Raw genomic sequence first — 22,935 nt, 5'->3', positions numbered from 1 at the left:
AACGCACTTGAGCCCAGCTTAAGTGCGTTTTTTATTGGACTTTTTATTGACCTTCATCGTTCACATTGGCTCGCAACATGACTTTTTATATGCGGCTGTTTACCGCTGTATTTTGGGCAAGGTATTTTGCGCTAACAGGTACTGACTCGGAGCGACGCCCATCAACTGCCTAAACATATAACCAAAGGCTGAACCCGAGGCATAACCTAAGGATAACGCTGTAGTGAGCACAGATTCACCTCGGCTGAGCATTTGAATCGCCACCTGCAATCTAAGCCTTTGCAACCATTGGCTATAACTCAGCCCTGTTTGCTGTTTAAATAATCTCGCTAACGTGCGGGCCGAGGCACCGACCTCCCGCTGCCAATCAACCAAAGTACGTTGCTCACTTGGATCGGCAAGCAAAGCCTCGGTAATACGCAGTAATTTTTTATCCCTAGGATAAGGTAAATCCAAGGCGACCTTAGGGGCGAGTACCATAAAATCACGGATCACCATCAAGAGCCGCATGACGCTATCCTTAAAATCGGGATCAATTAGCCCAGCCTCACTCTTCACTAAGGCATTAGCCTCTTGCAGTAATAACTGCAAAACAGGCTTCACACTCAAACAAGTACAGTCGGGTGGAAACCCGCCTATCCGGGTTTCATCCAAATACAGACTACTCAATTGCACCTGACCTAGCGCGATAACCTCATGATCGACAAAGGGAGGCACCCACACCGCTTGCTCAGGCGGCACAATGTAACGCCCCGCAGGCGTGATCACACTCAACACGCCTTGACTGGCATAAATGACCTGTCCCCAGGAATGACTATGGCGCTGCACATGTTCAAACGGCTTGAGTGTTCGCTTAAGCAACATGATGGAGGCACTTAGCCCTGCGGCGGCTAAACGTGAAGGTGCGACCTGCGTGTGCTGAGTAATATGCTGCTGGGATAAATACGTGTCAGTGACTTGATTCAAGGTGTTATAGCCCAAGGTGATTTTTATATCGAAGCTTCTTTTCGTATTATCGAGCCTCTTCCGTATAGAAGCGCCTCTTTGTTTAGAAGTACCTTTATGCAAAGAAGTGTCTTTATATCTAGACATTAAGTCAATCTATCGAGCTAAAGCCAAAGCTGCAAACGCTAACATGTCATATCAGACTGAATAAATTGGAGATGACATGAGTATCCACATGGATAAAAATCGCGTAACGCCCGTTACATTACAAAAAATGAAAGGTAAAACCCCCATAGTTGCTCTAACCGCCTATGAAAAGCCGATGGCAGAAATTATCGATCCCCATGTGGATATGATTATCGTCGGCGACTCCGTCGGCATGGTGGTTTATGGGCAAGACTCTACACTCGGGGTCACCTTAGAAATGATGATTAATCATGGTCTTGCTGTCACTCGCGGCGCAGCACATGCCTGCGTTATTATCGATATGCCCTTTGGGAGTTATCAAGAATCGCCTCAGCAAGCCTTCAAACATGCCAGCCAAGTATTAATACGCACAGGCGCGCAGGCGGTAAAACTCGAGGGTGGCGCAGAGATGCTCGACACCACTCGTTTTTTAACCCAGCGAGGGATCCCTGTAATGCCACACATAGGATTAATGCCGCAACACGTGAATCAATTGGGTGGATTTAAAACCCAAGCAAGGGATGCTGCCGCCATCGAAGCCCTCGTTAGTTTAGCGAAAGACTTTGAGCAAGCAGGCGCTTTTAGCATACTGATTGAAGGCACATCCGAGCTCGCGGCGCGCACAGTGACCGCAGGAGTCTCAATCCCAGTCATAGGCATTGGTGCCTCACCCGCCTGTGATGGTCAAGTGCTCGTGACTGAGGATATCTTAGGCTTATTTTCTGACTACACGCCTAAATTTGCTAAACGCTATATCGACTTAGGACCATTGATCACTAAGGCCTGCGCACAATATGCCCAAGAAGTGAGAACGGGTGAATTTCCAACATCGGAGCATTGCTTTGGCCTCAGTAAAACGACCAAGGTTACTGCGGATTAATTGTCTAAAGCGAAATGTTCCAGCAATCGAATAAATGATAAATCGAAATTTACAACTAATTGAGTCTACCGACTTGCTTTTTATAGGGGGGCGTTGCTTTAATAAAACTATTAAAACAATAAATTGAGTCTGAAGATTGCCTACATCAACTGCATTAGTCTTAGGCGGTGGCGGCGCTAGGGCCGCCTACCAAGTCGGCGTGCTAAAAGCACTGGTCCAGCTTTATCCACGCAATCATGGTATTCCCTTTAAAATTATTTGCGGAACCTCTGCGGGTGCCATCAATGGCACAGCTATCGCTACCCATGCCTCTTGCTTTCACCTTGGTGTCAGAAAACTCGAATGGGTTTGGCGTCATTTTGAAACCCGAAAAGTCTACCGAGCTTCGATCACCGGTGTTCTCAGCCATCTAACGAAAATGGCCCTCAAAGGCATGCAAGATGATAAGGTCAATACCGATGCAGGCAGTCTGCTCGATAATGATCCGCTAAGAGGCTTACTCAATGAGCTCATCGACTTTAAACGTATCGACCGTAATATCCGTAATGGCTCACTGACGGCGCTAAGTGTAGATGCCTCTTGTTATAATAACTCTCGCTCAGTGACCTTTTTTCAAGCCGCGAAAGAAATCGAAAACTGGACCCGTGCCCGTCGCAGTGGCGAACGTATCATGCTCAATACCGAGCACCTACTCGCCAGTTCGGCAATCCCTATGGTATTTCCATCCATTAAACTCAACCAAGCCTATTATGGTGATGGTTCAGTCCATCAGCTAGCACCGCTCTCAAGCCCTATTCATTTAGGCGCAGAAAAACTCTTAGTCATTAACTTAGAGAGCCCACACAAGCACTTTCCGATGGAACTCGAATATCACCCAAAAACAGCGACAATAGCGGGTCATCTGCTCGATACCATCTTTTCAGATACCTTAAATAGCGACCTTGAGAGACTAGAAAGGATCAATAACACTTTAAGCCTGATTCCTGAGTCAAGTCGTAACAAACTCGCCTTGCATCCGATTAAAGCCCTAGTCATCAAACCTAGCGAAGATCTCAGCAAAATTGCTGCCCGCTTCTATGATGACATGCCATGGGCCGTCAAAACCTTACTCGGCTTCATCGGCATAGACAGGCAATCAGACTCAAGTATTGTGTCCTACCTACTCTTCGAAAAAACGTATACCAGCGCTTTAATCGACTTAGGCTATAAAGATGCCATGGAAAAAATCGATGAACTTAAAGATTTCTTTTGTTTAAAATAAGCTAACGACTTAATCAGTTTCTTCACTAAAAATCATGCCAAATGGATAGATATAGCTTGAATATTAGTGCCGAAATTCAAACTTTCGCATGAGCAAGAAGATGGATTTAACATTGATAATTTTGTTTGCATCGCTTACTATGCTGTACTAGATTATCAAAAAATCATGCACATTTTTTCAAAAAGGGAATCACGATGAAAAAAACTTCACTAGCACTTATCGTTGCAATGACAGCATTCAGCTCTATGGCTGCAAATGCAGTTGAAGGCCAAGCTGCCGGTACTGGTACTGCTGCAAGCACTAGTACTGGTGTTATCGTTGCTGGTAGCGTAGCTGCTGCTGCTGCAATTGCTGGCGCAGTTGTTATCTCTAACAGTTCAGACGGTAATCCAATTACTAGTACTGGTACTGGTACTGGTACAACAACTGGCACTGGTAACTAAGCTATTGTTAGTATGCGTCTAAACAGCCGCCTTATGGGCGGTTGTTTTTTTTAGTGTTTACAAAGTTAATTTCATAACTTGCAATCTGTCTGGTACCTCTTTAAATTCGCTATTTAATCCTAATTGAGAATAAGCAACTCGGATGCGTATACATAAAAAATTACTGTCACTACTGACAATCTCGATTGTGTTAGTAAACACAACCGCTTGTAGCCAAAGAATCAGCGCACTTAACGATACTTTGAAGTTAGCCTTTATCGGTGACAAAGATACTCAATTGTCGGAACAGCAAGTTAATAATATCCCCTATGCCAGTATCTATGCTCGAATCGATGGTATTCCTCAAGCGTTTATTGTACTTGCACTTGCAGAGCCTAAGTTCACCTTAACGCTACCACCGACTCCTGCAATAACAGAGTTTAAATGGCTCTCTGCAGATAAAGCCATGTTAGTAACAATAAATGGACGATTGGTTAGGACAAGCAATCTATTAACAGGTGATTTAATTGCAGTAGAAAGCAATGATCCAGATCCTATACTCTTAGGCTTACATTTAGACAGCACCCCCAAAACATGGACTCGAACGATTGATTGGCAACCCGGATATCACTTTGGCTACCGCGTAAACTCACATTTTAGTTTTATCGCTAAAGAAAATATTCTCATCAACGAGACTCCAACCCAAGCGCTACATTACCTTGAATCAGTTTCGGTAGATAATCTCAATATTCAGTATCAAAATGAATTTTGGCTCACACCAGAAACAGGTCATGTGATTAAGAGTCGTCAAAAAATTGCCCCTAATCAGCCTTTTATCGAAATTACATTACTCAAGCCATTTGCGTCTTAGTGGAGTCCCAATGAGATCCTATTTAATGCCCTTAGCACTACTGCTCAGTTCTGTTTTAGCGGCAGTAGCTCAGGCTGAAACCCAATTGTTAGTTACAACGTCGTCAAACCAAGATGCACAAGTAGAATTACTTTATCCAACATCGATTCGTCTTGATAAAGTAGTACTGGACGGCTTACAACAACTTCAAATACATAATAAAAACAATCATAAAGAGATAACCCCCATTTATTGGTTGGGTGCAGCACTACTCGATATCCAAAACACTGCCGCTTTAGAAGCTAAGCGCAAAGAAACTCTGTCCCAACTAGCACAAATGGGTCAAGCTGCAGATGACAGCATCTATACAGCAAAGCTTGCTAAACTTGCGCAGTTTTTACGACAAATCAAGCTTGGACTGCGCGTAATGCAGCCATTACATCTTGATTTAATCAGGATAAATGACTCATACAACCCTCTAATTGATGGCCGTTTCGAACTTATCTTACCTCAGAGACCTACGACAGTACTTGTCATGGGTGCGGTAGCTAAAGCGGGAAGTTTTGAATGGCAAGTCAATAAGAATAGTAAAGACTATTTAGCGAAAGCAATTCCATTAGAAAACGCTGATAATAGCTTCATATGGATAATTCAACCAGATGGTAAAGCACTAAAACAACCAATAGCCTATTGGAATGCTCAAGCGCAAGATATTGCACCAGGAGCTGTGCTTTATGTTGAATTTTCAGACTTAATAGAAGACTACAGCACATTGAACGCCAATATTATTGAATTACTAAGGAATCGGGCTCTGTAATGAATAACGCTACCCATTCTAATCTTACGTTAAGTAAACTTTCAGCTATTGCTCTGGCTCTTTTCCCTTTATTCCATGTCCAAGCCGATGAATTTAGCTATCCTCCACTCTTAGCCTCGCAATCGGATTTTGGCGGTGTAGGATTAATGCAAATGCCTACAGGACGTATGGCTCCTGAGGGTGAGTTTAATTTTGCAACGTCTTATAACTCTGAATATCAGCATTTTTCAGCTTCTGTACAGCTTTTCTCTTGGTTTGAAACTACAGTACGATATACACAAGTACAAGATATACCCTACAGTAGTGACCCCAGTTTTAGCGGTAATAGCAAATATACAGATAAGGGGATCGACTTTAAAATCCGTCTACTTGATGAAAGCTACTGGTTACCAGAAACTTCTATTGGTATCAGAGATTTTGGTGGTACAGGCTTATTTGATGGCGAGTTTATTGCGGCCACTAAACGTGTTGGACCAGTCGACTTTACCTTAGGGATAGGCTGGGGCTATATCGGCAATAGCAGCAATTTAACCAACAAAAATGGTAGTGATAACTGCGATAGAGATACCGCCTACGGTGGCAAAGGCGGCACAGTTGATTATCAACGTTGGTTTAAAGGCTGCTCCGCTCTCTATGGTGGAGTCGAATACCAAACTCCGTGGGAACCTCTGCGAATAAAAATTGAGTACGATGGTAACGACTATTTAGCTGATATACCTGTTGTAAGAGGTAGTAAAGATATGCCACAGGACAGTAAGTTCAACTATGGTTTACTATATCGATTTGGTAACTGGGGTGATCTGCATTTAAGTTATGAACGAGGCAATACGTTAGCACTCGGTTTTAGCCTACAAACCAACTTTACTGATGTAACCCAAATTAAACGCGATCCTGCTGCAGCGAAATATAAGCCAATTCCTGCGGCACCGTTAACACATGTGCAAACAACCAATACGCCATTAGATAGTGTTAATTCTTCTGAACAAACGCCTACAATAGCCAGCGCCACCTCAGATACCACAATAGAAATCGCTGACGTTCATTTAATACAGCCACAAGAGGGCATGTTAGAAACAGCAATTAACTGGTCGAAAGTAGCACAGGATCTACAATCCATTGCGGGCTATAACAATCCTAAAATTTACCTCGACTCTGACAGCATCACTGTCGTTGGTGAGCAAACTAAGTTTCGAGATAGAAATGAAGCCCATCAAAGAGCGGCAACTATACTCGCCAACAATAGCGATCTAACTCAAATCAAAGAGTATCGCTTGATTGAAACTCATTATAACCAGCCAATTACCGAAACCCGTATTGATGCGGAAAAATTTGCGCAAGTTGCTAATTGGGGTTATCGGAATGCGAAGGTAACAGATGCAAGTCAAGTAAGTGTTCCTTCATTACCTAAAGGTCAGCTAGTCACAAACTCAGATAAAAATTGGTTAGATAAACTCAGCTTTGATGTTTCCCCCACTATGGCGCAATCATTCGGTGGCTCGGAAGGTTTTTACATGTTTAATATCGGCGTTACAGGTAGTGCAAGTTATAAATTTACCGATAACTTCGAATTTAATGGCTCTCTCTATCTTAATTTATATGATAACTACGATAAGTTTTTATACGACGTGCCACCAGATGGCACTGACTTAAAACGCGTAAGAACCTTAATCCGTCAATATGTGCACGATAACTCAATGAGAGTTAATAACCTGCAATTCACTTGGATGAACAATCTTAGCGATAATATTTCCTATCAAGCCTATGGTGGTTATTTAGAGATGATGTATGGCGGTGTTGGTACTGAGTTCTTATATCGCCCTTTAAATAGCCAATGGGCCTTTGGGTTCGATGTTAACTATGCCAAGCAGCGAGATCCCGATAGCATGTTTGGGTTCTTTAAGGACGAAAATCAATTTGACCCTCTCACCAATAGTGCGTACCGGGTTCAAACTGGAGTAATGACTGGACATGCCACTGTATACTACCAACCTGAGTGGTTACCTAATACTTTACTTAGGGTCAGTGCAGGACAATATCTTACCGAAGATAAAGGCGTAACAGTTGATTTCTCGAAACAGTTTGATAGTGGTGTTATTGTCGGCGCATTTGCGACAAAAACTAATTTGTCAGCAGAAGAATACGGTGAAGGTAGTTTTACCAAGGGATTCTATATTTCAATCCCATTCGATCTAATGACAGTTAAGTCGACGCATAGTCGTGCTTTCCTGTCTTGGATACCACTAACCCGTGACGGCGGCCAAATGCTTGGTCGTAAATATAACTTATTTGATATGACTGATGCGCGGTCACCTTGGTATACCAGACCCAGTGTAGACCCCATTAAATAGTTGGTACGCAGTTAAACCTCAAAACGGGCAAGATAATTCTTGCCCGTTTTATTTTCTGCCATTAGGACTAACTTATAATAGTAAAATTTGCACTGCCAAATTAACTCACGACTTAATAATTCCTTTTAGTACAAGCAGTGATTGGCTTTATGAGGGTGTGCTGGCGTTGCTATCTCTGGTGGATAAAATCGGTGCAGCAATTAATGGCCAATCAATGGCAAACTCAGCACTGTTCCAAGCTAAAACGATTTCATCTTCAGGATCATAATATTGGGTACATTGATAAATAACATCAGCATAATCACTAAGAACATAAAAACCGTGCGCAAAGCTGGGTGGGATCCACATTTGCAGATGATTCTCTGCCGATAGCACTCGCCCAACCCATTTTCCATAGGTGGCCGAGTCAGCCCGAATATCGACGGCAACATCAAAAATGCTCCCTGCACAGACCCGCACCAATTTACCCTGCGGTTTTTGCCGTTGAAAATGCAAGCCTCGCAGAACATTGTATTGCGAACGACTCTGGTTTTCCTGCACAAATACGGGAGGCTCAAGTCCTCTTGCAGTAAAACAAGCATCAAAATAGGATTGCCTGAACGTTTCCTTAAAAAAACCACGCTCATCACCAAATACTTGAGGTTCAAACACCAATACTTCGGCTAATTCAGTTTCATTACATTTCATCAAATACCTGCTTATCGAGTAAACCGAGCAAATACTCACCATAGCCACTCTTGAGTAAAGGCTGAGCCAATTGCGCTAACTGCTGCCCATTGATCCAACCGCAGCGAAATGCAATCTCTTCAGGACAATTGATTTTTAGCCCTTGTCGTTTCTCAATGGCAGCAACAAATTGTGTCGCCTCGGCCATGGCATCAGGCGTACCAGTATCTAACCAAGCCGTCCCACGCCCTAGAATATCGACCCGTAACTCTCCCAAAGCTAAGTAACGAGTGATAACATCGACAATCTCTAACTCGCCCCTTGCCGAAGGTAAAACCGTTTTTGCAAATGTTGCAGCTCTGCCGTCAAAAAAGTACAAGCCAGGCATAGCGTAACGTGAACGAGGCTGCAGAGGTTTCTCTTCGATAGAAAGCACTTTACCCGTGTCATCGAACTCAACAACACCATAAGCGTTAGGGTTCGCCACATGGTAACCAAAAACGGTCGCCCCAGATTGGCCTTTCCAAGCATGTTGCAAATTTACCGTTAAGTGCTGACCATAGAATAGGTTATCCCCTAGAATAAGCGCACAGGCATCACCCGCTAAAAATGGCTCGGCGATAATGAGTGCTTCAGCCAATCCCTTCGGAGAGGCTTGTTCGGCATATTGCAGCTTAAGTCCCCAATGACTACCATCACCGAGTAATGCATAAAACAGTGGTAAATCGTGGGGAGTACAAATGATCAAAATATGCCGTATATCAGCCTGCATCAAGGTGACAAGTGGGTAATAAATCATTGGTTTATCATAAATGGGCAGTAATTGCTTACAGACAACCTGCGTCATAGGATAAAGACGCGAGCCAGTACCGCCCGCCAGTAAAATGCCTTTTCTCATTGAAATATTTAGGATTGATAAGCCATGTTGAAGTGCCAAGATTGTAGCATACAAAATGTCGCGAGCAGGAAGAACAGATAACAGGGCTGTTGGCTGTTAATGCAAGAAAAACAACGCAACAGAATAGTAAACCGCAAAAGCTAAATACCATTTTGGCTCAGTAAGATTTAAATTCGTTTTTTACTTAATAAACATATAAGAAGACGCTAACCTATCTCAACCCTTACTACTTTCAGGGATCAGCATCTCAATACGTAACCCCTGATTAGGCGCTGAGAAGAGTGACACATTACCATTCAGTTTTTGTGTGATCAGATTATAAATAATCGACATCCCCAAACCTGTTCCACCACTCTGCCTTGCGGTGGTAAAAAAGGGCTCGAATGCTTTGGCTTTCACTTCATCTGACATGCCTACACCATTATCTTCATAAATCAACTTGATCTGCGAAGCCATTTTTTCAACTACTATCACAATTTGCTTATCACCGACAAAATCATCGGGAAAAGCATGACGAAAACTGTTCGCGACTAAGTTAGTGAAAATTTGTGCGATCGCACCGGGGTAAGAATCAATAAAAATATTATCGTCAAGTTCAACTTTTAAAGTGATATTTTTCTTACGCATCAAGGGTTTTAATGAACTAAATATTTGAAAAATATAATTCTTCAGATTAAAGCGCTCGCATTCAAGTATCGATTGGTCTGCAGCAGTACGCTTAAAGTTATGCACCAGTTCTGCAGCACGGGAAAGATTACGCTCAATTAAGCATAAACCATCCTGCATTGTATTGATAAAGCTGACAAATTTATCCTCATCAAGCTCGTTTTTCTCAAAGAGTCCTTTCAATAGGGATAACTCATCCAAACAATGGGTCACGGATGTGACAGCTATGCCAAGGGGGGTGTTCACTTCATGGGCAACACCAGCAACTAAGCTGCCTAAGGCCGCCATTTTTTCATTTTCAATTAAGTGCTTTTGGGTTGATTTTAAAGTCGATAATGCCGTTTCAAGCTCTGCGGTACGCAGCTCAACTTGATGCTCAAGATCGGTATTAATGAGCTTGAGCTGTTGTTGATATTCAATAATCTCTTTAGCACTCATGGCTCGACCAAAAAGGTCGGCCAGTGCCGAGGCAAAGGCCTTCTCATCCCGAGTCCATTCCCTCGCCTCGCCCTGATGTTCAGAACAAATAATCCCCACCATTTTGCCGTGGTGACGAATAGGACTATCCAACAAAGAGCTGATCTGATTCGGTTTCAGATAGGTTTCGACAAATTCTTTAGTGGCGGGATCCGTTTGCGCCTTATTGGCGACAATTGTGCGCTCATTGTCGAGCAGGCTAAAGTAATGGGGAAACTGTGCGCGAGTGAGCACTAACGCTTCTTGTGGCTGCTGATTGTCGAGTGAATAATAACAAGCGATGCTCTGATTATCCGGACTCAACAACCAAATGCCCGCCCGAGAGATCAGTAATCCCTTACAAATTGAGCTCACGATAAGTTGTGATGCTTGAATGAGATCACCCTCATCAATAACCTGAGACTTACTGACATCAAATAAAATTCGATCAAGCATTCGGGTCATAGTGGCTCATCCGGAATATGAATATGTAGGGAGGCAAACACATCTAACAAATCAAGGCTGGCTTCACATAACACAGGATCAAACTGTTTACCCGATTGCGCTAAGATGTACTCGCGCACCGCCTCAACAGACCAAGCCTCTTTGTAACTTCGCTTGGAAAGCAAAGCATCAATCACATCAACAATCGCCATCAGGCGGCCTTCAATAGGAATGTCTTCCTGCGATAGCCCACGGGGATAACCTTGCCCATCCCAACGTTCATGGTGAGTATAAGCAATTCTAGCGCCCATTTTGGCAATGATACGATTTGAGCCAACCAACAGGTTATAACCCTTCTCTGCGTGGGTTTGCATAATCGCCCATTCCTCGGCATCGAGTTTACCGGGCTTATGCAAAATACTCTCAGGGATACCAATTTTGCCTACATCATGAAGAGGCGCCGCATAACGAATAGTTTCGATAAAGTCTGCCTTCATACCAATGGCAATCGCGAGCATTTCTGTCATGCGGGCTACGCGGCGCACATGGGCTCCAGTCTCCTTACTGCGCTGCTCAATGGCATCTCCAATGATTAAAATTAGCTCCCTTTGTGTCTGCTGCACATTTTCGCGGCCCGATAAGTTCTCAAAGGTTAAGCTCACATTTGCCGCAAATAGCTCAAGAATGCTGACTTGAAAATCCGTTAACTTAGTGTTGTGTTGTAAATAGAGAATACTGGTGACATGTCCACTAAGCTCATAAAATCCAACATAAATATTGTCACGGATCAGCGAAGTTTTTAGTGCTATCGCTTCAATAATATGTTCCCGCACATCCCCTGGCAGAGTCTCAACGCTTCCACCTTCAAAGTAACTGATCATATCTCCCGTGGCGGCCAGCAGATTCATTTGAGTATCGAGGTAAAGGTCTTGATGATAACTCGTGAGATAAAGAGCCGAGCTTTCAAGATTGAGCAGTTGCAAGGTCTGTTCGAGCACTGCACTACCAAAGTTATGCAATGTATGGCTCTTAAGTACAGAGGTGGAAGCAGCAATCACTTTCTCCATCCCCTTTTGGCTTTGCTCGATAATTTTTATATCGCGATAGGAGCGCAATGAGGTGTACACACAAGACTTAAGCCGAGCCGCGGTGAGCTCTGTTTTAGCTTTATAATCATTAATGTCAAAATCCCGAATAACTTGCTCTTCAGGTGCTTGCCCCGGCTGACCCGTACGTAAAATGATGCGGGTACTGTGGTTATTTAATTCAGTGCGAATTTTTTGGACTAGCTCTAAGCCTGCATGATCGGTTTCCATGACGACATCAATAAAGGCCAAGGCGATATCTGATTCCGTTTGAAATAATGTCAAACCTTCAGCAGCGCTGTAACAGGAGTAGAACTGCAAGACTCGATTATCTAAGGTCAGATTTTTTAACGCAAATCGAGTGACATCATGGATCCCAGGTTCATCATCAATAATGGCCACCTTCCAAATGCCTTGTTTAGGCTTATGGGATGTATCTTCGATAACATCAGCACTTTTCTTAAATAACGCCACAAAACCACCATTAACCATGAATAGTTACGTTTTAGTATAGATTCAATCTTAAAAGTGACTAGTTTCAAAGGATAAATTATCATCCCATTAATTACCGCTTAGGACAAACAACTAACATACTGGCCACTTAAAATCCACACAAACACAACTTAAGTTATTGTTATAAAAATAGAAATGGCAAATATTAGCCTAACCTAGTCTTGGCGGGTATGATGAGTGCACTTAATGCATAATTCCCAAAATTTCTATTGGAGCTACTATGAAAAAATCACTATGTTACATCGCACTGCTGGCTTTATTCACCACGGCTTGCTCAGAAGCCCCAAAAGAAGAAACGGCAGTCAATACAGCCCAAGCTCAAACAGAAGCGGCAAAATCCGTCCCAGTAGGTGATACCAGCCAGAACTCGCTCGATTGGGCAGGTAGTTATGAAGGCGTATTGCCTTGCGCCAGTTGTGAAGGAATGCAAACCCTAATCACTTTGCAAGCTGATAATAGCTTTGTTCAAGAAACAGTTTATTTAGGTAAAGATGAAAAGATTTTAAAACTGATGGGCAAAGTGACATGGGACGAACTGGGCCAGAAAATCACCCTAGAAGATGGTACACAATATTTGGTCGGTGAAAATCAGTTGATCATGTTAGACACTGAAGGCAAACGGATCACCGGCGAACTTGCTGCAAATTATGTGTTGAAAAAGAAAGGTCTATAAAAGCAGAGCTGGCAGCTAGCACTCAGCTGCGGTATTAGATTATGAATAACGGCGGCTTTGTACTTAACGTAAGAGCAAAGCCTCCGTACCGTTATCCATAAGTCACACAGAAATGTTCTGCAATCGCAAAGCCATGCTTTAGAAGTTGTGAAGCTAAGAAAGGCGAATCAAACCTTCTTAACCAATAAAGAGGTGATTTTGAATAACAGCATACAACTGATCCGCTATCAAGATTGCCCATCAACGCCATGGAAAAATGGTGGTGGAAGCACAAAACAGCTACTCATTTCCCCCATCAATGCCGAACTTACTGAATTTGATTATCGGATCAGCATTGCAAGTATTAGCAGCAACGGACCTTTTTCATCATTTATCGACATAGACAGGCAACTGCTCATTCTGGAAGGTGATGGTGTTGAACTCAGCATCAATAGTCATGAAGGGACAAAACAGAGAAATGGCCTTGGAGCTGGAGAAAAGATACCGAGAGATACAGATATAACTGAATATAAGCGACTCACGCCCGCTGATAACCCATTCTGCTTTGCTGGTGAAACCTCAATAACAAGTCAATTATTAGGCAGTAATGTTATTGATTTCAATGTCATGACCAAACGCGGCGCATTTAAAGCGCATACGCAAAGGCTTAGCTTTGATGACATATTTATCGAAGAACAGATTGCAACCTCAAACAACGATCCAAATGAACTGCAAAAAACTGAAGCTTACGTCCCTATCATCCAAATACTCTGCTGCTTAGATACCATGACATGGGAGCACAATGGCAAGCTTATCAAGATCATGCCCTATGATATTCTCGTTTTCCAACAAGGCGATGGTATAAGGTTAAAATCAACAAGACCAAGTCGACTACTTAAAGTGTCTATTACTGCCAGTTCTCTATAACAGTATTTGCAGGTTAAGTTCCAATATTACTCAATTGACGCGTTAAAATACCGAGCTACTATCCACTCGACAGTTTTTCTGAGCCCAGAATCGAAGGACTCTAATGGTTGCCAACCAAGTTCTCGCTGGATCTTGCTCGCATCAATGGCATAACGCACATCATGCCCAGGTCTGTCTGTAACATGTTCTATCAAACCTCGAAAACCAATACCATTAATAACAAAAGCTTGCGGATGAGTGGGTACTAACTCTTCGAGTAAATCGCAAATTTGGTAAACAACCGCTAGATTGCTACGCTCATTAGCCCCTCCAATATTATAGGTCTCCCCGACTCTGCCCTGTGTTATAACAAGAAACAAGGCACGCACATGATCATCTACATATAACCAATCACGTACTTGCTGACCATTACCATAGACAGGTAACGGTTTTCCGGCCAATGCATTATTAACCATCAAAGGGATCAATTTTTCAGGGTATTGAAAAGGCCCATAATTATTGGAGCAGTTAGTGATAACTATCGGTAAACCGTAGGTGCGATGCCATGCCAGAACAAGATGATCCGCCGATGCCTTGCTGGCTGAGTAAGGAGAGCTAGGATCATAGGCTGTAGTCTCAGAAAAGAATCCTGTAGCCCCTAAGGAACCGTAAACCTCGTCGGTGGAAATATGATGGAATCTAAAAACTTTTTGCTTATCCGCATTCAAACTTTGGAAATAGCAGCGGCACGCCTCAAGCAATGTATAAGTACCCACTATATTGTTTTGGATAAATTCAGCAGGCCCATCAATTGAGCGATCAACATGGCTTTCGGCCGCTAAATGCATCACCACATCTGGACGATAATCCTGAAATACGGCATCTAATTTCGCTCTATCGCAAATATCAGCCTGAATAAAATGATAGCGCTCACTACCGGCAATTTCGGCCAAAGCATCAGAATGACTGGCATAGGTTAACTTATCGAAATTGATCACTACACACGTCGTTTGCTCAATCAGCATACGGACCAAGGCAGAACCGATAAAGCCAGCCCCACCCGTAATCAATATTCGCATATCACTCACCCAAAAAAGTAAAAGGTTAGAAAAACAAAAGCCAGAAAGTATACAAATTTCTGGCTTGAAAATTCAGCATATTAAGATCTGAATGGACACTAGCGCCATTAGGCTTTACAGACTCCAGATCTAAGTAGCTCGGACCGCATCTGCGATATATTCAGCTTGAGTCTGCGTCATAATCTTATCGGTAGATTCGACCATTACGCGAATAAGCGGCTCTGTACCAGATTTGCGCAACAACACACGCCCTTGGTCACCTAAGAGCCCTTCAACCTTAATCACGGCTTGCTGAACGCTACTTGCCGCTAAAATGCTATCAGCATTAGCGGTGGCTAAACGTACATTAATTAACACTTGAGGAAGTTTAGTCATGCCAGCTTTTATCTCAGACAAACTCTTCTGGGACTCTAATATAGCTTTAAGTACCTGTAAGGACGCAACAATGCCGTCTCCTATTGAAGCATGTTGTAAGCTCAAAATATGTCCAGAACCCTCTCCGCCAAGTTGCCAACCTGTATATTTAAGTTGCTCAACAACATAGCGGTCGCCCACTTTAGCGCGAACAAAAGGGATATCCATCTGCTTAAGCCCAAGCTCTAAACCAAGATTTGACATTAAGGTACCAACCACGCCACCAGTCATTTCGCCTTTTTTGTGGGTGGCATGCATGAGCAAGGATGAATAAAAGTAATGAGAAATTACTCGCCTTGCTTCGAACACAGTCGGATACCAAAAACTTATTGGCATACAACTCCCTTAAAACCGTGCTTTTTAAATACCACAAGAAAACTAAGAAACTAGCGGAACAACTTTATTTTGCCCATCAACAGCACTTAATTTTTTCTTTTGCTGCCACACTAAATCACATATCCCGTCTGTTGGGTTAAAACCTGTTGGTGCTGACAGTAAGATTTCTCGTATAGCTTCATGGTTAAACTCATGACAAGCTTTATCTAAGCGATTAAGAATAACTTCTAGCTCTTTCCAAGAAAGATAGCTTTCATTGGCAGTCATAATACGTTCATGCTCAGTGCCAGTTACATCATCACCAATTAGTAATTCTTCGTATAATTTTTCACCAGGACGTAATCCACTAAACTCAATGGCAATATCACCATCAGGATTGAGTTCATCCTTCACTTCAAAACCGCTGAGACGAATCATTTTTGCCGCTAAATCGACAATTTTGACGGATTTCCCCATGTCCAGCACAAACACATCACCACCTTTACCCATGGCCCCCGCTTGGATAACTAACTGAGAAGCTTCCGGAATTGTCATAAAGAAACGGGTAATTTCACGGTGAGTAACAGTAACAGGTCCCCCATTGGCAATTTGCTTACGAAATAAGGGCACCACAGATCCAGAAGATCCTAATACATTACCAAAGCGAACCATGCAAAAACGGGTTTGATGTGTTTCTTTAGATAACGCTTGAAGTGCCAACTCTGCCATACGCTTAGTCGTGCCCATGATATTAGTTGGTCGTACAGCTTTATCCGTCGAAATTAATACAAAAGTTTCAACCTTAGCTGCAATCGCTGCACGAGCAGTATATAAAGTACCAAAGATGTTATTACGCACACCTTCAACGACATTGTGCTCCACCAATGGCACATGCTTATAGGCTGCAGCGTGATACACAGTTTGGACTCTAAACGATTGCATTACTGCTTGAACACGATTTTCCCGTTGTACCGAGCCCATGATCGGTAAAATTTTAACATCAAGTTCTAACTCAAAAGCTGTCGCTGAAAGTTCGCGCTCAATCGTATACAAGGCAAACTCAGATAACTCAAATAGCACTAATTTTTTAGGTGACTGTTTTAATATCTGTCGACATAACTCAGAGCCAATCGAGCCGCCAGCTCCCGTGACCATCACTACTTTATTGCGGATATTGGCAACCATTAAATCGCAACGGGGAGTAACTGCATCACGACCTAACAAATCATCGATTTCGACTTCTTTAATATCGCTATAAAGCTTATTACCACTCACCAGATCAGCCATTGCAGGTAAGGTTAATACTTGTACAGCCAAAGGTTCAAGCTTGACTAAAATCTCTTGGCGACGAGAGCGAGAAGCACTTGGCATAGCCAGCAATACCTTTGTAGCAGCTTTTTGTGTGATGAGTTTTTTTATAATAGAAGGCGAATGAACATTCACACCTTGAATTACAGTGCCATGCAGGGTTGCATCGTCATCAACAAAGGCAAAGGGATAATACTCATGGCTTTGAACAAGTGAAGTTACCAATTGTCGACCACTCACACCAGCACCATAAATAATCACAGGTTCACCAACGCGCTTTAGGCCAGACCCCACTAACGAGCGTACCATAGCGCGAGTTCCACCAACAAATACCAAGGCAAAAGCAGCGTAAATAATTGGTACAGTACGGGGTAAATTAGCCTCAGAGTAATATGCAATTATCAGTAGGCAAATTGTAGAGGCAAAGACGCCAAACAATATTGCACTTAAGGCTTGCAGCCCCATATAGCGTAATACTGCTCGATATAAACCTAATTTAACAAAGCAAATAATACTCAAAGGAACAACGACTGCTAGCAATGCCCAGTAAGACCCATTAGCAATTACGCTAACATCATCTACTCGGACCAATATTGCAGCCCAGAAAGCAAAACACAAGAAAACCGAGTCAACAACAACACCTACCATACGTTTGTGAGTACGTTTTAAGCGGAACAAGCCTTGCAAAAACTCCATTTTCGCTCCCCCAAATAATTTTCGACAACCTAAAAAATGAACACCCCAAAGCGTCCTATGTGCAAAGATTTTTCGGAATATCACAATAGGATACTTACCAGTATCACTATTCATTAGCCCAAGTAAGATTACACAAGTTTGAGCATTATAGCATCCCAATAACAACAACCAAACTCAAGTAACCAACAGACCGTTTCCATAAGTAAAAAATCACCCATTAACCTTAGCATGATGATAAATCCGTCAAGACAATTCTCTCAGGAAAATCAACTAATGAGAACGAACTGCAAAATACTAATAAAATACTCAAAGCGCTAGTAAGATGTTTAAATGGATAAATTTATTCACATAAAATCATCTATAAAAGGAATTCATTTTAATCTGACCCAAACAAATCTCGCGTATAAACTTTATCGGCAACATCGCGAATTTCATCAACCATTCTGTTGGACACAATAACATCGCAGCTGGATTTAAACTCATCTAGCGACCTAATCACTTTAGAGTGAAAAAACTCATTCTCTTTCAACACAGGCTCATATACAACAACCTCAATTCCTTTTGCCTTTAAGCGCTTCATAATACCTTGGACACTCGATGCTCTAAAATTATCTGAACCCGATTTCATAATTAATCGATAAACACCAACACACTTAGGATTGCGCTTAAGAATTGAATCTGCGATAAAATTTTTACGAGTTGTATTTGATTCAACAATCGCATTGATGATATTATTCGGTACATCAGCATAATTAGCTCGCAGTTGTTTAGTATCTTTAGGTAAACAATAACCACCATATCCAAATGAAGGGTTATTATAGTGGTTACCAATACGAGGGTCTAAGCCAACACCTTCAATAATTTGACGTGAATCTAAACCATGAGATTCAGCATAAGAATCTAGCTCATTAAAGTAAGATACTCGCAGAGCTAAATAAGTATTAGAAAATAGTTTAACGGCTTCAGCTTCCGTTGAATCTGTAAATAGTACATCAATGTTATTTTTAATTGCACCTTCAACTAATAGGTTAGCGAATACTTTACCACGTTCAGACCGTTCACCAACGATAATGCGTGACGGATGCAAATTATCATACAGCGCTCGACCTTCACGTAGAAACTCCGGAGAAAATATTAGATTATCGATTTTTAGTTCTCGTTTAATACGGTCAGTATAACCAACTGGAACAGTCGACTTAATTACCATTACAGCATTAGGATTAATCGACATAACTTCTCGAATTACCGCTTCTACCGAAGAAGTATTGAAATAATTGGTCTTAACATCGTAGTCTGTTGGTGTAGCTATAACGACATAATCAGCATCTTTGAACGCTAATTCTTTATCTAAAGTTGCTGTAAAATCAAGATTTTTATTAGCTAAGAACTCCTCAATCTCCACGTCAACAATTGGTGATATCCCGTTATTAAGCATCTCAACTTTTTCAGGAATAATGTCAACAGCTACAACTTTATTATACTGCGCTAATAACATAGCGTTTGATAAACCGACATAACCTGTTCCGGCAACCGCAATTTTCATATTCATTTCCGATTAATAATTTTTAAAAAGGTATCAAGTATAATTTTGAAATCAGAAAAAATGCCATTTTTATTTACGTAATCAATATAAAACTTTTGCTTAATAGGCAATATATGTTCAACATATGCAATTTTAGGATCATCATAACTAGCCAAAATATCATTTTCATCTACCATTTCAATAGATGCTCTATCTGTAATCCCAGGTCTTACAGATAGAATAATTTTTTTTTCTGCTTCAGGATAACAATCTATAAACTCTTGGACCTCAGGTCTAGGGCCAACTAAACTCATAGTCCCAATGATAACATCGATAAGCTGAGGCAACTCATCAATTTTAAACTTTCGTAAAAAAATGCCTGAACGAGTCACTCGCGCATCATTCCCTATCGTCAAACGACCGACAGATTCTGAATTCACCACCATAGTTCTAAATTTATGAATACGAAATGGTACTTCATTTCTTCCAACTCTGATCTGGCGAAAAAACACAGGCCCCTTTGAATCAAATTTGATCCATATTGCAACAATTAAGAACAAAGGAAGAAGCAAAAAAAGCCCAAAAGATGCACATACCAAATCAAAAAATCTCTTAGTCATTTATGAGTACCTGCCTAACCGCTGCAACAACTCGTAGTAAATCATCATCTGTCATCTTTGTGTATAAAGGCAGAGTGACTTCGGATTCAAAAATACACTGTGCTACAGGATACATCTCGGGTGTCAAATTATAAGTATCGCGCCAATAAGGATGGAGATGTAAAGGGATAAAATGCACAGAACAGCCAATTCCTAACTCCGCCATTTTCTCAATAAAGTGGTCCCTGGATACTAGGACTTCATCTTTAAGTCTAATAGGGAACAAATGCCAGGCATGAGAGCAACCTTGTATTGGCAATGCTGGCAAATCTATTGGTAAATCTTTAAGCGCTTCATAATAGTACTCAGCCATTCTCTGCCGTTTAACCTGAAAAACTGGAAGCTTCAAAAGCTGGTGTATACCAATTGCCGCTGAAATATCCGGCATATTATACTTATAACCTGGTGCAATAACCTCATAAGACCATGCTGGTTTAGTTGAAGTATAACGGTCAAAAGCGTCACGACTAATACCGTGCAAACGCATTACCTTACAACGTTTGGCAATTTCTTGATTTGTGGTAACAACCATACCACCTTCACCTGTTGTCATTGTTTTATTTGCGTAAAAACTAAACACAACCACATCACTATCCAAAGTCCCAATAAGTTTACCTTTGTAAATAGTTGGCAAAGCATGTGCAGCATCTTCAATTACTCTAATCCCATGCTTTTTTGCAACCTGAATAATTGGATCCATATCACACGCTAAACCAGCAAAATGAACAGGCACAACAGCCTTTGTTTTATGTGTTATTGCTCTTTCAAAATGTGCTGCAGTCATATTGAAAGTGTGTTCATCTACATCAACCATTACAGGAGTCGCCCCCAAATAACGCACAATCTCAGCGGTTGCAGTAAATGTATAGGTCGGAACAATAACTTCATCACCAGGACCAACACCTACAGCTTCAAGTGCTAAATGCAATCCTGAAGTAGCAGAATTAACTGAAATAGACTCAATTCCATTACCACCCAAAAATGAAGTAAAAGCTTCTTCAAAACGCTTAGCTTTAGGCCCTGTTGTAACCCAGCCAGAACGTAATGAATCGACAACTTCGTTGATCTCTTCATCACCAATTTCCGGCAAAGCAAAAGGTAAAAAATCCATCATAAACCTCTATTTCCTATTTATTTAGTCTTTTAAGTACGCCATTAAATGCATAATACATAAAATTAATAAGTCGATTATACCAAGAGATAGAATCTACACTCCAATACAGCTTGAAAGTACGCCAAGCGATCTTGAATTTATTGCCACTGATCTGGCCATTTCTTATACGATAATATACTAAAATCTCATCAATTCCCTCAGAAAAAAAACCTCGTTCTAAAAGGGTCAACCAAAGCTTAGTATCTTGTCTCGTTCTCATAGAGTTAAACTGAATATTACCGACAAGTCTTCGGTTAATCAAAGACGTAGACATGCCAATTTCAGTGTTGCGCATGTAAGATCCCAAATCAACAATAGGGCTTACGTTCATTTTCCCTGCGATACGATTACCTGCCTCATCGATAAATGCATAACTTGTATGAATTATTGCACTATTATTCATGGTCATATGTGCTATTTGTATTGATAACTTTGTAGGTAACCAAATATCGTCAGCATCAAGGAACGCAATTTTCTCAGCCAAAGCTTCTTTAAGACCGCGATTACGGGTAACTCCAGCACCTGAATTCGTTTGATTTGTGAATATTTTTATATTAGGCAGACTCCCATACTTTCTCTGCAAATATTGAAACGTTCCATCAGAAGAACAATCATCAACTACGATTAATTCCCAATTGGTATAAGTTTGATTTATGACGGATTCAATCGTCTCGTCAACAAAACTCTTTGCATTATATACGGGTAAAACTATTGAAACCTCTGGCATCATATTCTCATATAATTTAGTGGTGATTAAGTGCTCTTGCTGCTGCTTCTGCTTGTAAAGTAGATGGAGACGTTTCAAGCAGACTACGTGCATTATGAAAAATCAGAGTAGGTGCCGTTACAGCAAAAATGAACAATACTCTAACCAATACTTTCTGCTTAAATCTTGTCTCAATAAGCAAGGTAAGAGGAACTAAAGATAATAATAATGATAACATTCCGACACGTTTACTTTGTGCCCCACCTAATATAAAGACAGACAAAAAGATCAAAAAAAGAAAATAAAACATCATATATAAATAACTTGCATACTTAGAAGCATATTCTTTTAAATTGAAATTAAATCTAGTAATAACAACATAAATAACAACAACCAACAAATAAATAGTCAAATATAAATACGGAGGCAAGTCTCCAGTATTTGAATCAGACTTTGTGCCAGCAGCTATTGGCAGCAATAAAAACACACCAAAGCACGACACTAAAAAAAACAAATTAAACTTTTTTTGGTTTTGACTAATAAAAACCAAAGGCGAAAACAACAAAGAAACATTATGAGTCAGCGTCGCAAGCAATAAAACAAAAAAACGATACCTATACTTCGCCCCTGTAAAAGCCAAGGATAGTAATAAAATCAAAAAACCACTGGCAATAAATTGTCTAAATACATTTTGCATACCTAAAACAGTAGGAAAAAATAAAAAGAAAACAAAAGGAAAATACCTAGGCAGATTAAGTTTACCACAAGAAATCAGTAACAAACCTATAAATATAAGATCATAGAAAATAAAGACAAAAAATTCTGAACCCGTTAATTTAAACAAATAACGCGAACCAAGCCAATAAATAGGCTCTTTCAAATAGTATATTGAAAAACTATCGACTTTCAAGAATTCAGAATAATTCCCAATATCAGCATCAAAGCCAGCCAACCTTACTACTACAGAATATGATATTAATAAAAAAAAAGAAATTAAAAAGTACAAGACCTTATTTAACTTAATTAAGCTCAATACGAGAGCAAATAAGAACAATAGCAAAAACAAAAACATTTCCAAAGTCATAATT

At 41.1% G+C, this 22,935-nt stretch carries 20 protein-coding genes and 1 pseudogene; 8 read left to right on the top strand and 13 right to left on the bottom strand.

What is annotated here, in order from left to right; all coding sequences use genetic code 11:
• Positions 1–99 precede the first annotated feature (99 nt).
• The gene (locus AAA952_RS17770; RefSeq protein ID WP_219250975.1) at positions 100–981 is read right to left on the bottom strand and encodes an AraC family transcriptional regulator; all 882 of its coding nucleotides are present in this window, start codon (positions 979–981) and stop codon (positions 100–102) included.
• A 187-nt stretch (positions 982–1,168) separates the two neighbouring features.
• On the opposite strand from AAA952_RS17770, the gene panB reads away from it, so the two are divergent.
• From panB to AAA952_RS17740, 6 genes are all read left to right on the top strand, one after another.
• Entirely contained in the window at positions 1,169–2,011 is an 843-nt protein-coding gene (panB, locus tag AAA952_RS17765) for a 3-methyl-2-oxobutanoate hydroxymethyltransferase (protein WP_219250903.1), read from the top strand.
• Positions 2,012–2,147: 136 nt separating this feature from the next.
• On the top strand, positions 2,148–3,272 hold the full coding sequence (locus tag AAA952_RS17760; protein ID WP_028761134.1) for a patatin-like phospholipase family protein: 1,125 nt from the start codon (positions 2,148–2,150) through the stop codon (positions 3,270–3,272).
• Between the two features lie 194 nt (positions 3,273–3,466).
• Positions 3,467–3,715: a hypothetical protein gene (locus AAA952_RS17755; RefSeq protein WP_113940973.1), complete on the top strand. Its 249-nt coding sequence runs from the start codon at positions 3,467–3,469 to the stop codon at positions 3,713–3,715.
• A 142-nt stretch (positions 3,716–3,857) separates the two neighbouring features.
• Positions 3,858–4,565 carry a YjbF family lipoprotein gene (locus AAA952_RS17750; protein ID WP_113940972.1) on the top strand — a complete coding sequence of 236 codons (708 nt, stop codon included), beginning with the start codon at positions 3,858–3,860 and terminating at the stop codon, positions 4,563–4,565.
• Positions 4,566–4,575: 10 nt separating this feature from the next.
• The gene (locus AAA952_RS17745) at positions 4,576–5,361 is read left to right on the top strand and encodes a capsule biosynthesis GfcC family protein (protein WP_113940971.1); all 786 of its coding nucleotides are present in this window, start codon (positions 4,576–4,578) and stop codon (positions 5,359–5,361) included.
• On the top strand, positions 5,361–7,709 hold the full coding sequence (locus AAA952_RS17740) for a YjbH domain-containing protein (RefSeq protein ID WP_330148320.1): 2,349 nt from the start codon (positions 5,361–5,363) through the stop codon (positions 7,707–7,709). The genes AAA952_RS17745 and AAA952_RS17740 overlap by 1 nt, the downstream gene beginning before the upstream one ends.
• A gap of 147 nt (positions 7,710–7,856) precedes the next feature.
• On the opposite strand, the gene rfbC is transcribed toward AAA952_RS17740, so the two are convergent.
• The 4 genes from rfbC to AAA952_RS17720 all read right to left on the bottom strand — a co-directional run bounded on the left by rfbC (position 7,857) and on the right by AAA952_RS17720 (position 12,398).
• Complete coding sequence (gene rfbC / locus AAA952_RS17735) at positions 7,857–8,396, bottom strand: dTDP-4-dehydrorhamnose 3,5-epimerase (protein ID WP_338258724.1); 540 nt, start codon at positions 8,394–8,396, stop codon at positions 7,857–7,859.
• Positions 8,386–9,273: a glucose-1-phosphate thymidylyltransferase RfbA gene (rfbA, locus tag AAA952_RS17730; protein ID WP_338258723.1), complete on the bottom strand. Its 888-nt coding sequence runs from the start codon at positions 9,271–9,273 to the stop codon at positions 8,386–8,388. The genes rfbC and rfbA overlap by 11 nt, the downstream gene beginning before the upstream one ends.
• Before the next feature lie 216 nt (positions 9,274–9,489).
• A complete protein-coding gene (locus AAA952_RS17725) occupies positions 9,490–10,860 on the bottom strand; it encodes a GAF domain-containing sensor histidine kinase (RefSeq protein ID WP_338258722.1) in 1,371 nt (456 codons plus the stop codon).
• Complete coding sequence (locus tag AAA952_RS17720) at positions 10,857–12,398, bottom strand: DUF3369 domain-containing protein (protein WP_263139279.1); 1,542 nt, start codon at positions 12,396–12,398, stop codon at positions 10,857–10,859. The genes AAA952_RS17725 and AAA952_RS17720 overlap by 4 nt, the downstream gene beginning before the upstream one ends.
• A gap of 259 nt (positions 12,399–12,657) precedes the next feature.
• On the opposite strand from AAA952_RS17720, the gene AAA952_RS17715 reads away from it, so the two are divergent.
• Together AAA952_RS17715 and AAA952_RS17710 are read left to right on the top strand one after the other, a co-directional pair.
• A complete protein-coding gene (locus AAA952_RS17715; protein ID WP_113940966.1) occupies positions 12,658–13,110 on the top strand; it encodes a copper resistance protein NlpE in 453 nt (150 codons plus the stop codon).
• 198 nt (positions 13,111–13,308) lie between these two features.
• The gene (locus AAA952_RS17710) at positions 13,309–14,016 is read left to right on the top strand and encodes a HutD/Ves family protein (protein ID WP_338258721.1); all 708 of its coding nucleotides are present in this window, start codon (positions 13,309–13,311) and stop codon (positions 14,014–14,016) included.
• A gap of 26 nt (positions 14,017–14,042) precedes the next feature.
• Here AAA952_RS17710 and rfbB read toward each other — a convergent pair whose 3' ends face one another.
• The 8 genes and pseudogenes from rfbB to AAA952_RS17670 form a co-directional block, all read right to left on the bottom strand.
• Entirely contained in the window at positions 14,043–15,074 is a 1,032-nt protein-coding gene (gene rfbB / locus AAA952_RS17705; RefSeq protein WP_113940965.1) for a dTDP-glucose 4,6-dehydratase, read from the bottom strand.
• A 129-nt stretch (positions 15,075–15,203) separates the two neighbouring features.
• Positions 15,204–15,752 (bottom strand): annotated as a pseudogene (gene glmM, locus AAA952_RS17700) (phosphoglucosamine mutase); the annotation flags it as partial.
• 114 nt (positions 15,753–15,866) lie between these two features.
• Positions 15,867–17,807: a nucleoside-diphosphate sugar epimerase/dehydratase gene (locus AAA952_RS17695; protein ID WP_338258745.1), complete on the bottom strand. Its 1,941-nt coding sequence runs from the start codon at positions 17,805–17,807 to the stop codon at positions 15,867–15,869.
• Positions 17,808–18,183: 376 nt separating this feature from the next.
• On the bottom strand, positions 18,184–19,350 hold the full coding sequence (locus tag AAA952_RS17690) for a nucleotide sugar dehydrogenase (protein ID WP_113940963.1): 1,167 nt from the start codon (positions 19,348–19,350) through the stop codon (positions 18,184–18,186).
• A 2-nt stretch (positions 19,351–19,352) separates the two neighbouring features.
• Positions 19,353–19,949 (bottom strand): sugar transferase, encoded by a 597-nt coding sequence (locus AAA952_RS17685; RefSeq protein WP_113940962.1) that lies wholly within the window; start codon positions 19,947–19,949, stop codon positions 19,353–19,355.
• Positions 19,942–21,102 (bottom strand): DegT/DnrJ/EryC1/StrS family aminotransferase, encoded by a 1,161-nt coding sequence (locus tag AAA952_RS17680; RefSeq protein ID WP_113940961.1) that lies wholly within the window; start codon positions 21,100–21,102, stop codon positions 19,942–19,944. The genes AAA952_RS17685 and AAA952_RS17680 overlap by 8 nt, the downstream gene beginning before the upstream one ends.
• A 13-nt stretch (positions 21,103–21,115) precedes the next feature.
• Positions 21,116–21,868 carry a glycosyltransferase family 2 protein gene (locus tag AAA952_RS17675; protein WP_338258720.1) on the bottom strand — a complete coding sequence of 251 codons (753 nt, stop codon included), beginning with the start codon at positions 21,866–21,868 and terminating at the stop codon, positions 21,116–21,118.
• Between the two features lie 16 nt (positions 21,869–21,884).
• Complete coding sequence (locus tag AAA952_RS17670) at positions 21,885–22,931, bottom strand: EpsG family protein (protein ID WP_330148313.1); 1,047 nt, start codon at positions 22,929–22,931, stop codon at positions 21,885–21,887.
• Between the last annotated feature and the right edge of the window lie 4 nt (positions 22,932–22,935).

It is taken from the genome of Shewanella sp. M-Br (assembly GCF_036245925.1).
In the GTDB taxonomy this organism is placed as follows: Bacteria; Pseudomonadota; Gammaproteobacteria; order Enterobacterales; family Shewanellaceae; genus Shewanella; species Shewanella oncorhynchi.
This window is presented reverse-complemented; position numbering and strand designations above follow the sequence as displayed.